Source organism: Bremerella cremea (assembly GCF_039541315.1).
In the GTDB taxonomy this organism is placed as follows: domain Bacteria; phylum Planctomycetota; class Planctomycetia; order Pirellulales; family Pirellulaceae; genus Bremerella; species Bremerella cremea.
Window position 1 is genome coordinate 2,450,694 of the sequence record NZ_BAABFZ010000003.1, and the last position, 13,808, is coordinate 2,464,501.

The 13,808-nt window shown below is 57.1% G+C and carries 14 protein-coding genes; 9 read left to right on the plus strand and 5 right to left on the minus strand.

The window, feature by feature from the left end; translation table 11 throughout:
* Window positions 1-6: 6 nt before the first annotated feature.
* Window positions 7-1,887: a thioredoxin domain-containing protein gene (locus ABD890_RS12205; protein WP_345089405.1), complete on the minus strand. Its 1,881-nt coding sequence runs from the start codon at window positions 1,885-1,887 to the stop codon at window positions 7-9.
* A 78-nt stretch (window positions 1,888-1,965) separates the two neighbouring features.
* Between ABD890_RS12205 and ABD890_RS12210 the strand changes: the two genes are divergently transcribed.
* The 3 genes from ABD890_RS12210 (at window position 1,966) to ABD890_RS12220 (ending at window position 3,260) form a co-directional block, all read left to right on the plus strand.
* The gene (locus ABD890_RS12210) at window positions 1,966-2,190 is read left to right on the plus strand and encodes a hypothetical protein (protein WP_345089408.1); all 225 of its coding nucleotides are present in this window, start codon (window positions 1,966-1,968) and stop codon (window positions 2,188-2,190) included.
* Between the two features lie 78 nt (window positions 2,191-2,268).
* Entirely contained in the window at window positions 2,269-2,562 is a 294-nt protein-coding gene (locus tag ABD890_RS12215; protein WP_345089411.1) for a hypothetical protein, read from the plus strand.
* Between the two features lie 269 nt (window positions 2,563-2,831).
* Window positions 2,832-3,260 (plus strand): hypothetical protein, encoded by a 429-nt coding sequence (locus ABD890_RS12220; protein WP_345089413.1) that lies wholly within the window; start codon window positions 2,832-2,834, stop codon window positions 3,258-3,260.
* 79 nt (window positions 3,261-3,339) lie between these two features.
* Here the strand turns inward: ABD890_RS12220 and ABD890_RS12225 are convergent, their stop codons facing one another.
* Together ABD890_RS12225 and ABD890_RS12230 are read right to left on the minus strand one after the other, a co-directional pair.
* Window positions 3,340-4,281 (minus strand): DUF1559 family PulG-like putative transporter, encoded by a 942-nt coding sequence (locus ABD890_RS12225; protein WP_345089415.1) that lies wholly within the window; start codon window positions 4,279-4,281, stop codon window positions 3,340-3,342.
* 240 nt (window positions 4,282-4,521) lie between these two features.
* Complete coding sequence (locus tag ABD890_RS12230) at window positions 4,522-4,941, minus strand: hypothetical protein (RefSeq protein ID WP_345089418.1); 420 nt, start codon at window positions 4,939-4,941, stop codon at window positions 4,522-4,524.
* A 224-nt stretch (window positions 4,942-5,165) separates the two neighbouring features.
* Here ABD890_RS12230 and ABD890_RS12235 point away from each other — a divergent pair, with 224 nt between their 5' ends.
* Both ABD890_RS12235 and ABD890_RS12240 read left to right on the plus strand, forming a co-directional pair.
* Complete coding sequence (locus ABD890_RS12235) at window positions 5,166-6,338, plus strand: serine hydrolase domain-containing protein (RefSeq protein WP_345089421.1); 1,173 nt, start codon at window positions 5,166-5,168, stop codon at window positions 6,336-6,338.
* A gap of 117 nt (window positions 6,339-6,455) precedes the next feature.
* A complete protein-coding gene (locus ABD890_RS12240; protein WP_345089424.1) occupies window positions 6,456-7,313 on the plus strand; it encodes a thermonuclease family protein in 858 nt (285 codons plus the stop codon).
* Window positions 7,314-7,353: 40 nt separating this feature from the next.
* On the opposite strand, the gene ABD890_RS12245 is transcribed toward ABD890_RS12240, so the two are convergent.
* Window positions 7,354-7,830: a hypothetical protein gene (locus ABD890_RS12245; protein WP_345089427.1), complete on the minus strand. Its 477-nt coding sequence runs from the start codon at window positions 7,828-7,830 to the stop codon at window positions 7,354-7,356.
* Between the two features lie 429 nt (window positions 7,831-8,259).
* On the opposite strand from ABD890_RS12245, the gene ABD890_RS12250 reads away from it, so the two are divergent.
* The 3 genes from ABD890_RS12250 to ABD890_RS12260 all read left to right on the plus strand — a co-directional run bounded on the left by ABD890_RS12250 (window position 8,260) and on the right by ABD890_RS12260 (window position 10,672).
* Window positions 8,260-9,225, plus strand: coding sequence for a DUF1559 family PulG-like putative transporter (locus ABD890_RS12250; protein WP_345089430.1), 966 nt, complete (start codon window positions 8,260-8,262; stop codon window positions 9,223-9,225).
* A gap of 54 nt (window positions 9,226-9,279) precedes the next feature.
* A complete protein-coding gene (locus ABD890_RS12255; RefSeq protein ID WP_345089433.1) occupies window positions 9,280-9,690 on the plus strand; it encodes a carboxypeptidase-like regulatory domain-containing protein in 411 nt (136 codons plus the stop codon).
* A 94-nt stretch (window positions 9,691-9,784) separates the two neighbouring features.
* Window positions 9,785-10,672 carry an alpha/beta hydrolase gene (locus ABD890_RS12260; protein ID WP_345089436.1) on the plus strand — a complete coding sequence of 296 codons (888 nt, stop codon included), beginning with the start codon at window positions 9,785-9,787 and terminating at the stop codon, window positions 10,670-10,672.
* A gap of 9 nt (window positions 10,673-10,681) precedes the next feature.
* Here ABD890_RS12260 and ABD890_RS12265 read toward each other — a convergent pair whose 3' ends face one another.
* The gene (locus ABD890_RS12265; RefSeq protein ID WP_345089439.1) at window positions 10,682-12,424 is read right to left on the minus strand and encodes a cytochrome c peroxidase; all 1,743 of its coding nucleotides are present in this window, start codon (window positions 12,422-12,424) and stop codon (window positions 10,682-10,684) included.
* 170 nt (window positions 12,425-12,594) lie between these two features.
* Between ABD890_RS12265 and ABD890_RS12270 the strand changes: the two genes are divergently transcribed.
* The gene (locus ABD890_RS12270; RefSeq protein ID WP_345089442.1) at window positions 12,595-13,782 is read left to right on the plus strand and encodes a lactonase family protein; all 1,188 of its coding nucleotides are present in this window, start codon (window positions 12,595-12,597) and stop codon (window positions 13,780-13,782) included.
* Window positions 13,783-13,808 lie beyond the last annotated feature (26 nt).

Genomic DNA, 13,808 nt, shown 5'->3' on the forward strand with positions numbered 1-13,808 from the left:
CGGTCGCTACGGCACCAGTTCCGCTGCCATCCGGGCTGTGCTGTTGGGATGGTCGTTCAAGAGAACGGCGCTGGCTTTCCGCGTTTGCTCGGCCCATGCGTTGTATTGATCGGCATTGGCAGGAACGCGTTTCGCCAGTTGCTTCAGGTTACTGACCGCCATCGCGTTGCCACTCGGCAACGCCCCATCGGTGAACAGCTTGCCGCGGACGATCAAGTCCGAGTGATCGTCCGGCGTGAAGTAATAACCGCCCCCGGTTTCGTCCCAGTAGTGGGCTTGTTGAGTCGCTTGCAGCTTGACGGCTTCGTCCAGCCAACGCTGTTCTTCGGTGGCTTTATGCAAAGCAAGTAGCCCGTCGATCAGCATGGCATAGTCATCAAGATAAGCGGTCGGTTGATTCCCCTTCGTTTCCGGCGTGCGCCGCAGTCGGCCATCGTTGTTGGTGGCAGTCTTCAGCAAATGATCGGCTGCCTTGGCGGCGGCTGCGGTGTAGCGCGGTTCGTTTAGAATTCGGCCGGCATCGGCGAGGCCGCGGATCATTTGCCCGTTCCAACTGGTGATCACCTTCTGATCGAGAAACGGTTTCTCACGCTGGTTGCGAAGTTCGAGCAGCCGTTCTTTCAATGCGACTAGCTTGTCCGCTTCCGGAGCACCATGGAACTGCGGCACGAAGTACTTCTGCTCGAAGTTGGGTTTGCCCGTCATGCCAAACGCTTGTTCCGCCAAACGTAGCTGATCGGCCGAGAGATCTTGCTGCAACTGCTGCGGCGTGAAGCGATAGAAGGCGCCTTCTTCTCCTTCCGAGTCGGCGTCCATGGCGCTATAGAACGTCCCTTCAGGGCTGGTCATCTCGGCCAAGACGAAGTCGGCGATGCCGCGTGCGGTGTTGGCGAACTGCGGTTCCTCGAGCGTTTCCGAAGCAGCGGCATAAATCGAAAGGAGTTGTGCGTTGTCGTACAGCATCTTCTCGAAGTGTGGAATCTTCCAGTGGCGATCGGTGCTGTAACGATGGAAGCCTCCGCCGACCTGATCGTAGATTCCCCCTGCCGCCATTCGCGTGAGCGTTAAGCGAAGCATATTGGCCGAGGTAGCGTGCCCGGCCTCGGCTCGCTTTAGCAAGTAATAGAGGTACGAAGGCTGCGGAAACTTCGGTAGCTTGTCGTTCGCTTCGTCAAACTCGAATCCACCAAAGCGAGGATCGAATTCCTTCTCCAGGGTTCGATCGAAGGTCCGTACAATCGCGTCCGACTCGGCGAGGTCTGGCGGAAGGAGCGGACGGCCGAGCACCTGCTTCAGTGCCCGGGTCACGTTGTCCCCCACTTCGCGAAGTTGATCAGGCTGTTCGATCCAAACCAGTGCAACCCGTTTGAGCAATGTCGAAAAGCCTGGCTGCACGGCGACTGCCTGGCCGTCGGCAACGGGGACTTCGCGATCGTTGGGTGGCAGATAGGTTGTGCCGATAAACGGTTTGCCTTCCGGCGTCAGAAACACATTCAGCGGCCAGCCGCCTCCGCCTGACATGATCTGTGTGGCCAGCATGTAAACGGCGTCGACGTCGGGACGTTCTTCGCGATCGACTTTGATGCAAACGAAATGCTTGTTGAGCAACTCGGCGATCTCTTGGTCCGAGAAGCTTTCTTTCTCCATCACATGGCACCAGTGGCAACTGGCATAGCCAATCGACAGGAAGATCGGTTTGTTCTCTTGTTTGGCCTTGGCCAGCGCTTCGTCTCCCCAGGGATACCAGTCGACCGGATTCTCGGCGTGCATCTGCAGATAGGCACTCGTTTCCAGTCGCAGACGATTCCCCTTGGCAGGCTCTTCGGCGTAAGTGAATTGTGCGAAGACTATCGCCAAGAATGGAGCCGCAAGAACGAAGTATCTCATGAGAGGTGGCCTTAAGGTGGGGAGCCAATCGGAAGCATTTCCCCCGAGGATAGGCGATCCGAACCAGGAAAGCGAGCGATGAGAGAGGTGATTTGCCACGATTGCGATGTCGCGATGTCGAAAGGCTTTATGCCAGAACATGTCACAGGACTGCTCCAGCAGCAAACGCGCTGGTATGACGGCGAGCCGACCGCAAGGCGAATGGGGACGGCGATCTTCAGCAACCAGGGAGTTTATCTGTTGACGACGTACCGCTGTCGCGATTGCGGGCAGTTGAAGTCGTACGCCGACCCGGAAGAATAACTCGCGTTGTGGTGAAACGAGAGGCCATGCTATGTTGCCAATCTAGCTCGACTGGTCTTCTGTTATCTGGAGAACGCGATGCGACGTTTTGGATGGTTCGCCCTTTTGATGATTGGCTTTGCAACGACGACCGCAGCTGCCGAGCCGCCAACCGAAGGTGTGCCGGTCTTTGTTCGCGGAAGTCATGGTCCGGAAGTTCAATACATCTCCGGGACCGCGCGACGTGCGTTGCCACTGTACTGCCGGATGATCAACGGATCTCTCCCTCTATGGGAGCTTCGCGCTGGCCGACCACTTGGTGTGCCGCTGCGCAGCGTCTCGGTCTCGCCCATGATTGTGGAAGAAGAAAACCTACTCGGCTTTGCCCCGTAAGCTCTCGATGACGATCGATTGTGGTGCGATTGACGCGGTATCGCAGCCAGCATGCGATTCATCGCGGTCTTTTAAAATTCGCGTTGCCCTGATTCTTAATCTGGTGCTACCTTTCCCCTTCACCATGATTGCAGCACGTATCTCAGAAGGTTGAAAGAATGGCAAAACTGAAGAATCTGCTAGCAGGCTGTGTCTTTTGTGCACTGGCTTCCACCGGCTTCGCAGAAGAAAAGTCGAAGGTCGCAACGCCTAGTCAGGATACTTTGTCAATGTATCACAAGGCCCTGACGGATCGACATTATCACACGGCCGAATTGCTAGCTCGGGGTGTGCTCGACAAGTATGGTGAGGAGAATGAGTTTGGACAGGCGATGCTTTCCGAACTCGACGCTTACCGCGAAGTGACCGAAGGACCACGGATAATGTCCACGTATGTTCGCACGATCGAGGCCTATGACTTGTCCTCGTACGAAGGCTTCGCCACGACCGATCAGCGTGTCTTCAAGACTAACCTAAAGACGTTGGTCGAAGCGATCCGCCAGGAAGTCGGTCCCCGTTGGGATCTGTTCGAAGTTCAGGCTGACCCATTTACTACGAATTTGAGCGTACTCGTTTCAGCACCGCAGTTTGTGCACGAAGCGTTCGCCAAGCATCTGGCTGAAATGCGGTCCGCTCGGCAAGAGGAAGTGGCGAACTAACCGGTTCGCTTCCAAGAATCAAGTTCCGTGGCAAGCGGCCTGAGTTTCCTCTGGCCGCTTCTTTTTTGCCGCGGCTGAATTAGTAAGCGTCGCCTGGAACGACTTCGCCGCCGGAACGTGTGGCCAAGGCCTGGTAGACGTTCAGGTCGATCGTTTCGGTGATCAGGTGAGCCGAACCGTCCGCAAAGACAAAGTTGGTCCCGGCTGGGTGACGGCTGCCGAAGTCGTCGAGGTGGTGATGTTCTTCGCCATGGTCGTGGTCGTCATGCTCTTCTTCGTACTGGCTGTTGGGAGCATGGTCGGCGATGCCGAGAATTCGAGCCATCGCTTCTTCGCCGCCACTGACCGAACCGACCCACGTGCTGAACAATGGTTCGGAACCACCGCTGATCGAGGTCGCACGTTCGCCGACCATCATCGTGTGGCTGGTACCGTCGGTGATGTCTGCCATGCGGCGCTTGGCATTGTGGCCGAGCATACCGTTGCCATCGCAGCGCTGACCGGAAGCCAGGCCTTCGCAGGCATCGAGTTCGGTCGTACCGAAGCAGCCAATGTAGTTGGCCGAGGCGAGGTCGGTTAGATGGCTTTCACTTTCGTCGTGCAGCTCGAACACTTCCGGCGAACGATCGCTCGGGCAGGCATAGGCCATGATGATCGTTTCGCGAGCGGCCTGGTTGCTTGGGTCGGTGATGTTCAAGTTGTAGTTGATCAGGCTGTCGGCGATGTTGCCTTGTTCCATCTGCGGCAGAATCAGCGAAGCCCAGCCCCAGCCTGGTTGGCCTTCGGCGAGCGGCGTTTTGTGATCGCTATCGGTCGCGATGTAACCGCTGGGGAAGGTCAGGAAGGTGTCGTGATAGTTGTGCATTGCCAGGCCCAACTGCTTCAAGTTGTTGAAGCACGAGGTACGACGGGCAGCTTCGCGGGCTTGTTGTACGGCCGGCAGAAGCAAGGCAATTAAAACACCAATGATGGCGATCACGACCAGCAGTTCGACGAGCGTGAAACCTTTGCGTTCGGACATATCTCGAATTCTCTTTGTATGGGCAACCGAAGATGCCATGGCGGCATCCCGGGATATTGTTGGGACAGATATGGATAGCGTCGCGCGGCAACCCGCCTGGTAGTCAGGGCAAGTCGGCACACTGATTGGCAATTGGGTGAACCGATGCCTATGCGGAATCAAGGTTTCCCAAGAATCACGATCGAGCAGGAGACCTGTTCGATCGTTAGACACGCGCATGTAGACGCGTGGCGCGAAGAACTACGCTACCGGCGGAGCCCGGGGAGAATTCGGACCGAGCCACTTCTGCGTGGCGATCCGCTGCGAGTAAGGAACCAACTGATCGAGAACAACGGCCTGAACGACCGTATCTGAAGAGGCCGGAGCAATTTGCCCCAGGGCCAAGTGTTGGCAAAGCAAACAGCCATCGACCACAATGCCATGCTGGTGGTCGGTATCGTTCCAGCCAGGACCGGCCGGAGCTTCCGACGAGTCCGCATTGTGATGGTGGTGATGATGCGAATGATCGTGCGTGTGGTCGTCGTGATCGACTGCGGCGACCGAGTGAAAATGCCCCGGCAGGTGCGCGTGCTCACAGCCCGACCAGGCATGGATTACCTGACCGAAAAGCTGCACCACCATATAGGTGGCAATCAGAGCGTAACTACCGAAACGTCGCATCAGACCTCGAATCAATTCGTAGAGTGACGGGCGAGCCGTCCACAGCGAGAGTCTATTCTAACTACGAAACCCCGTAGAACTCAACGCATTCACGAACACTTCATGGCGAGTTTGCGGAATATACCCACCAACTCAGGTGGGTGGAAATTGCTTGACACCCCTGGGGATTGCGGTACGCTGCCAGCTTTCCCACCCCGAGAATCTCTGCACAAGGGCATGAAGCAATGCAAGCACACCTGAGGACACTTTGGCGAGGATTGGCCGTTGTCGCCCTGCTAGCCACCGGCATTCCGGTCCAGGCCCAAGACACCGGGCAGAAGGCTCCGGCGATCGAATCGGTCGATCAGGCGGTTGCCAAGCTGGTCGAGGAAGACGTCGTTTCCGGGGCGGTGATTCTCGTTTCTGAAGATGGCAAAGTGGTTCATTTGAGCGCCATCGGTGATGCCAACATCGACGCCCACAAGCCGATGACGCCCGACACGATGTTCGCGATTGCCTCGATGACCAAACCGATCACTGCGACGGCGCTGATGACGCTGGTTGAAGAAGGGAAGGTGAACCTCGACGATCCGGTCTCGAAGTACATCCCTGAGTTCGCCAACGTCAAGCTCGATGGCAAGCCGCTCGACAAGCCAATCACCCTTCGCCAGGTCCTTACGCATACGTCGGGGCTGGGTGGCGATCAACGCGTGGTTAAGTCGCTGGAAAACACCGGCAAGGTTCTCGCCGAACGACCGCTGCGAAGCGTCCCGGGAACCAAGTGGGAATACAGCCCAGGTTTGAACGTGGCAGGTCGCGTGATCGAAGTCGCTTCGGGCAAGCCGTACGCCGAGTACCTGCAAGAGACGATCTTCACCCCGTTGAAGATGAATGACACCACCTTTAAACCGACCGACGAGCAAAAGCCACGCATCGCCACCTTGTACGCCAAAGACAAAGATAGTGGCGAGCTGAAGGAAAACAGCAGTTGGATCGGCAACGTCGAAACCGATCCCTATCCGAACCCAAGTGCCGGACTGTATTCGACGGCCCGTGACCTGCAACGGTTCTACCAGATGATGCTCAACGGTGGCTTTCTGGGGGACGCCAAGATCTTGTCGCGAGACTCGGTCAAAGAGCTGACCCGTCTGCAAACCGGCGATATCGTGACCGGCTTCACCCCAGGCAATGGCTGGGGACTTGGCTACTGCATCGTGCAGCAGCCCCAAGGCGTGACCGCGGCACTCAGCCCCGGCAGTTTCGGCCATGGTGGCGCGTTCGGAACACAAAGCTGGGCCGACCCAGTTAAGGGCCGCATCTTCCTGCTCCTCGTTCAGCGATCGAACCTGGGTAATAGCGATGGCAGCGATCTACGCAAGGAATTCCAGAACGCCGCTGCCGCCGCGTTGAACGAATAAGGTGCAGAACGCATCTTCCATCTGAACTAAACTAGACATGCCATCGTTGGCCCTGCCGGCGGTGGCATGCTGTTTTTTCCGAGAGTTGCTTGCCGAAAGGCGGGATCCAAAATAGTCATGTTTCGCGATCGATTTGCCTTTCTGCTGTTGCTGCTGGCATTGCTGCCGGCCGGTGCGATCCTGGCACAGGCCGAGCCTGATCCACCGCTGGTCGACCCATTTCGCGAGTGGCGAGATGTCGAAAAAAATTCTCTGACAAAATCACGATTCGCGTACGTCGACGGCGATCAGGCCTGTTTGTGGCCGGAAACTGGGCAAAGGATGCTTATTCCGGTGGCACGGTTATCCGAAGAAGATCGCGAGTGGATCGCTGATCATCCGCTGCGGATTCTGCGGGGAAAAGTGGTTTTCGTGGCGGATGGCGACACGATCGGTGTGCTCGACGCCGACAACCAGCAGCGGCGTGTGCGGCTGGAAGGAATCGACGCACCCGAGAGCAACCAGGCCTTCGGCAACAAGTCGAAGCGAATTCTTTCCGACGCCTGTCACGGCAAAGAGGTTCTAGTGGTTTACACCTCGGAAGATCAGTACGGACGGATCCTTGGGCAGATTTACGTCGATGATCGCTGGTTGAATCACGACCAAATTGAATCGGGCATGGCCTGGCACTACCGCCATTTCAGCGGCGACGCTCACCTGGCGGAGCTTCAAAAACAGAGCCAGAAGGCCCAGAAGGGTATCTGGAGCGATCCGAATCCGCAGCAACCTTGGCGGTTTCGGCTCGACGAAAGACGACGTCGAGAAGCGGAAGAAGAGAAAGCCAAGGCGGCCGAGATGACGGCTCCGACCGGGTTCTGGCTGAATAGTTCGAGCGGCGTTCGGCACAACGCCCAGTGCGACCACTACGGTAAAACAAGCCGTGGTCGCTACTGCACGGCGGAAGAGGGAAAGCCGTGCGGTATCTGCGGCGGGTGATTAATCTCACCAACGCCGTTTCTAATTCGCCTCGCTAATCTTAGGTAGCGGGCGTTGCTTTCTTGTTCTGCTGGTTGTTCCAGAATCGCGTCCAAAGACCAATTCGGCGAACCATTGGCAGGATGGTGGCGGCAATTTGATCTGGGCGAATGGTCTCTTCGTGATGAAGGAACAGTGCCCGAGCGAGCTGTGGAATGTGCTCGCCCTTCTTGGCCTTGGTCATCCGACGATGCCATGGACCGAGAAGATCGTTCTTGTATTCCGATGGATTCCAAAGGTCGATATCGGTCAGTCGGCCGACTTCAGTCGGACGCTTGGCGATCACGGTACCGAGAAACATAAACCCTTTCGGGAGTGGGCTTTCGGCGTTGTGAATGGCCTCGATCGGCGTAGGTTCCAGGAAGTTAAGATTCGGTAGCGATTCTGGTTGAAGTGCATCGGCGACTTCTCGCAGAAGATACGCTCCGCCAGCCATTTGTTCGTCTAAAGAGACGACAACAACGGCTTTGTGGCCCATTGTTTGGGTTCCTGATTCATAAGAGTGTTTAGGAGAGTTACTCATAATTAACGCTTAAATTGGCCCTTCTCCGCAAGGTGAGATGGTGGAAGTTTTTCGCTTCTTTACCATTCCCTCGGAAATTCTTTCGAAGCCGCTTTCGCGTCATCCTCGGCGAGGCCGGGTATGCAGACTAGTTAGGGTGCAAACGGCGTGCCTCTTAACTGTTAATATTGCTAGCCGTTATGCTGTCAAACACACTTCGCCCATCTCCTATTTTTGACGTCGGCAATCGTCGAATGGGAGAAACAGCAAAAACCAATAAATAAAACTTTCTATTGCTCGGGTCCCGCGATAAGATGGCCAGCTCCTGCCAAAGATCTTCAGCGTTATTGAGCTGAATGACTCTTATCCATCTCTCCCTCTCCTTGCTTCGCCCCGGAGGTCCCCATGGCCCGTGCAAAAGGGTTTACCCTCGTTGAGTTATTGGTTGTGATTGCCATTATTGGCGTCCTGATCGCCTTATTGCTTCCTGCTGTCCAGCAGGCGCGCGAAGCGGCTCGACGTATGCAATGCTCGAACAATCTCAAGCAGATTGGCCTGGCCATCCACAACTATCACGACACCTACGGCAAGTTCCCCAGTGCGATGATGCTCGACAAGGCTCGCCTGGACGTGAGTAGCTGTCCGGAAGGGAAGTGTGGAACCTGGGCCTGGACGGCGTTCCTGCTTCCACAAGTCGAACAAAGCAACCTGTACGATCTGCTGCAGGTCGGCAAGCTTCCGGGCGAGGTCTCGCTGAACGATGCCACTCGCCTGGCGGCTGCCAAAGAAGGCTTCGACGGCTACCGATGTCCTTCCTCGGCCAGTCCCGATCTGAACACGGCTCGCAAGGTGCCGGCGGGTAGTGGCGACGGAAGTGCCGACTGCACCGGAAGCGGCTGCGTCGAGATTGCCTTAGCCAACTATATCGGGGCGAACGACAGCAACACGCTCGATCGCGATACCTGGAATGGGTTCATGGCGAAAGACACCAACGGCATCGTCTTCAAGTTCGCCGACTTCACCGACGGAACGAGCAACACCATTGCCATCGGCGAACGAACCTGGCGACTGGCCGATCGTAACTTGCGAGCTGCCACACAGCTTGTGGCCAACGGCGACACGGCCAACCATAGCCTGCAAGGCAATTCGTATGTCGTGGGGGGCGGACGCTGGCCGTTGAACTGCACCAACTCGCAAGATTGCGATCGTGGTTTCAGCAGTAATCATCCGGGCGGCGCTCAGTTCTTGTTCCTCGATGGTTCGACCCACTTCCTGGCGGAAACGATCGATCACGACACCGACTCGGCCGTCGACAGCGTTTACGAATACCTCATCTGCCGCAATGACGGAAATCCGATCGGCGAGTACTAATCGCCAGTCACAGTTTTCCTTCTTCTCGCTACGGCATCGAAAGTTGAGGTCGCTATGGTACTGCGTTCATTCGCATTGGTTTTGCTTGGTTTCATGTTGGCGGGTTGTGGTTCTTCGGGACCGCAACTGGGGACGGTCGATGGCACGGTCACACTGGACGGCAGCCCCCTGCCCCAGGCCGTCGTCGCGCTGGTTCCGGTCGAAGGTGGCCGGACAGCGGAAGGGATCACCGACGACTCAGGTCACTTTGTGATCGAGTTCGCCGCCGGCTCGAAGGGAGCATTGCTGGGGGATCACGAGGTCCGCGTGACGACGTTTCGCGAGAAAGTGATCGGCGACAATGGCCGAGTCGAAGATCCTGGCGTGCCTGAAAAGGTGCCGGCGAAATTCAATCGCGAATCGGAGCTGATCCGCACGGTGGAAGCTGGCTCGAATCATTTCGACCTCGAACTGACCAGCAAATAGCAGGCGTTTGCATTTGCCGACAGAGCGGGTTATTTTCAGCCAAGAGCATTTGCACTATTCCCTGCCCCATTTCCTCCTCGAGATACTGCATCCCATGAAAGTTCTGTCGTTCTCTTTAGCCTTGGTGTTGGTTTCGTTGGTGCTGCCTCTTTCGGCCGCCGAACCGGTCGCTCTCGATCTTTGGCCCGAGGGCAAAGTTCCTGGCCTCGCTGCTGGCGAAAAGGAAGAGATCGTCGAAGAGATGGACGAACGCATCGGCAGCCGCGTCACCAAGGTGACCAAGCCGAAGATCACCGTCTACAAGCCTGATCCGAGCATCGATACCGGCGCCGCCATCGTGATCTGTCCTGGCGGTGGTTACAACATTTTGGCCTACGATCTGGAAGGGGTCGAAGTGGCGAAGTGGTTGAATGAGATCGGCGTGACCGGTGTCGTCTTGCACTATCGTGTTCCTCGGGCAAAAGATGGCGAAGCCTACGTCAATCCATTGAAGGACGCCCAGCGAGCCATTCGCGTGACGCGTGCTCATGCCGAAGAGTGGAAGATTGATCCGAACAAGATTGGGATCCTCGGTTTCTCGGCGGGCGGCAATCTGGCTGCCGTCGCTTCCAACGCCGACGAGAAGACCTACGAAGCAGTCGATGAAGCGGACCAGTTGAACGCTCGTCCTAACTTCAGCGTGCTGATCTACCCGGCCTATTTGAATCCGAAAGACAAAGACACCGAGCTAACCGAAGAAGTCGCCGTGGATGAATCGACGCCGCCCGCCTTCATGATTCATACCAGCGACGACCGCATCAGCTCGACCGGCAGCATTGCCTATTACCTGGGCCTGAAGCGTCTGGGTATTCCGGCGGAACTGCACATCTTCCCGCAAGGTGGACATGGCTATGGCCTGCGTCCAACCGACAAGCGAGTTACCGGCTGGCCAGAACTGGCGACCGGTTGGTTGAAGACTGAGATCCTGGCCGAAGGCAAATAACCGTTCGGTTTACAGGCTTCGCAGAAAGCTGAGCAGGTCATTCAGTTGTTGGTCGGTCAAATCGCTCGACAACTGATGGCCGTGGATCTCGAAGACATCTCGCAACGACGTCGCCCGGGCATCGTGGAAGAACGTATCACGATGTCCGATCCCCCGGAGCGACGGTGGATTGAACTCGCGGTTCCCTTCTTTGTCGTGCATGCCGACGTCGTACGATTCTCGCGAAGTATACAGTGGCGGGGCGTGGCACTTGATGCAGTTGTTCTGCAGGAAGATCTGCCGGCCATGGGCTACGGCCGCTTCGTCCCGGGTTTGCTGCAATTGATCGATCGGTGGTGGCAGCGGAAGGCTGTTCACATAGGCTGCCAGGGCCGAAGTCTCTTCGTCGGAGAGCGTCCGGCCATGCATCGTGTTCTTCACCGACTTATGGATCTGAGCCTCCATCGTGTCGCTGACTGCCAGCCAGCCGAATGGCGCCGTGTCGGCCTTGCCCAGCAGCGAGAGTATCCGCTTCGGGGCGCCGTACGAATTGTCGCCGAGGTTGTCGCTGCTCAGCCCGTTGGTATGACCATCGGTATGGCAGCTATGACAAGACATCCAGCCTTCCATCGACAGCCGAGCATTGTGAAAGAGCTGTTCACCTTGATCGACCAGCTCTGGCTTTCGCGTCGCCCCGAGCGAGATCTTGCCGATCGTCTCGGCCTTCTCGACATCGACCAGCGAGATGGTATCGTCGAAGCCATTAGTCACGTATGCCAGGTCTTTCTCAGGGGAAACAACGACCGAGGTCGGATGCTGCCCGACCGATACGCGAAACAAACCAAACGCTTCGTACTTGCCGATGCCAACTTGGCTGGTACCGCCCATGGTGACGATCGCTTGAAGGTCGTCGATCACGGCGATGTCAGTTGGGTCGCCGCCACCTCGGCCGGGCTCGCCGATCGGGTGCATGAAACCGTTACCGTAGAAGTCCCCTTCCGGGTCGAGCACCATGTCCAACGGCACCCACCGCAGCTCGTTGCTCATCAGCAAGCCCCAGTGGATGTCGTTCTCGTTGGTAACCGCCAGGCTGTTAAGAAGCTGGTGTGCCAGGAGCAATTTCGTGCCATCGGGCGAAAGGGTCATCGCGCGGATGTTGTGCGCAGGGAACTCGCGAATGTATCGGACTTCGAGTGTCTGCGGATCGACGTTGGCCAGCTTGCCGCCGAAGTTGTCGCCGAGCAGAACCGTTTGGCCATCCGGCACGAACAACACGACCCGGGGAGCAAACGGCAGGACGCGCTCTTGGGCAACGACCAGTTGGTCGCTTGCCACATTCAGCGAAACCAGTTTGCGAGGCCAAAGGCAACTGACCACAATCTGCTGCCCGTCTGGGCTGACATCGGCTTTGACTGGGGAGTGTGGGAGCTTGGCCTTCGACTGAATCGCCAACTGCCCGTCGACGTGCGACAGCAGAATGGCTTCGTGCGATTGGCCATCGAGTGCGACGTAGCGGTTGTTCGGCAAAGGCTGCAGTTCCACGATCGATTGGCCCACTTGCCATTCGCCAAGCAGTTTCCGCTCGGCCCGGTCGACGATCGAAACCGTTCCGGTGCCACGGTTGGCGGTCAAAAGAAACTGTCCATCATGGCTAAGGACCAAAGCCTCAGGCTTTCGTAGCGCCGGCTGCGACGGATCGATGACCTGGGCAGGTGCGGCCTGGCAAAGGCTCGCAAGCAATAGCGTGGCCGAGAATGCAGCGAATCGAATCATGAGCCCAGTCGTGCGGGAAGGATCGGCGGGTGGGAATCGTTTAATTTTCCCATAGCAGCCGATCTGGGACAAGACAAAACAAGCCGCTTCACCTTGGGTGAGATGCGTGCTTTGTCCCAAAGGGGGAAGTACAATAGATCGTTCCTACCCCAAATCTGGAGATTCACCCAATGCTAACTCGACGTACAACGCTGGCTTTTCTGACGCTTGCGGCGGCTGCGCTGGTCCCTCAGGGCCTGTTTGCCCAGCAACATTCCAAGGTAATCGACCTGACCAAGCCCAATGCCCCGCTGCTGCGGTTCTACATTGGGACTTACACCAAAGGGGATAGCAAAGGGATTTACGCCAGTGATTTGAATCTGCACGATGGGACCCTGTTGCCCCCTCGCCTGGTGGCCGAGATCGAGAACCCCTCGTTCCTGGTAACGACCCCCGATCGCAAGAATCTGTACGCGGTTGGCGAGATCTCGAACTTCGCCGATCTAGACACGGGTGCCGTTTCGGCCTTCGCGATCGAGGAAGATGGTTCGCTGAGGTTGATCAACCAGGAAGCGTCCGGCGGTCGTGGCCCTTGCCATGTCTCGCTGCCACGCAGTAAGAACTTCCTGATGGTCTCAAATTACGGTGGCGGCTCGTTCGCGACGCTACCTCTGGGGGAAGAAGGGCAGCTTGCTCCGGCAACGTCGCTCTTCCTGCATGAAGGATCGAGCATCAACGAAGGTCGCCAGAAGGGACCGCATGGCCATGGCATGTACCTGGTGCCGGGCTCGCTGTTGGCACTTTCGGTTGATCTTGGTCTCGACAAGGTGATGATTTACCGCGTCGTCGATCCTAAGACGGGCGAAATGAAGCTGAACGATCCTCCGTTCATCCCTGTGAAGCCCGGCTCGGGCCCGCGTCACTTGGCGATGAATGATTTGGGAACGCGTGTCTATCTGCTGAATGAAATCGACTCGACGCTGGACGTTTATGCATTCGATCCGTCGACAGGTGCCAGCGAACACCTGCAACGTGTCGCGACGCTGCCGGAAGACTTTGTAGGAAACAACACCACAGCGGAAGTTTACATTCACCCCCGCGGCCAATGGTTGTACTGTTCGAACCGTGGCGACGACAGTATCGTGACCTTCCGGATCGATCACGAAACCGGCCTGGTGCTACCGATCGATCGGACGAGCACCTTCGGCAAGACTCCGCGTCATTTCCAGATCACTCCCGATGGTCGCTACTTGTTGGTGGCGAACCAAGACACCAGCAACATTGTCGTGCTGGAGATCGATCAGAAGATTGGTACCCTGAAGCCAACCGGCAATCAGATTCTGGTTCCCAACCCTTGCTGTATCGAGTTCCTGCCGTAAAGAAGTTGCCGTCCGCTAGGACGCCG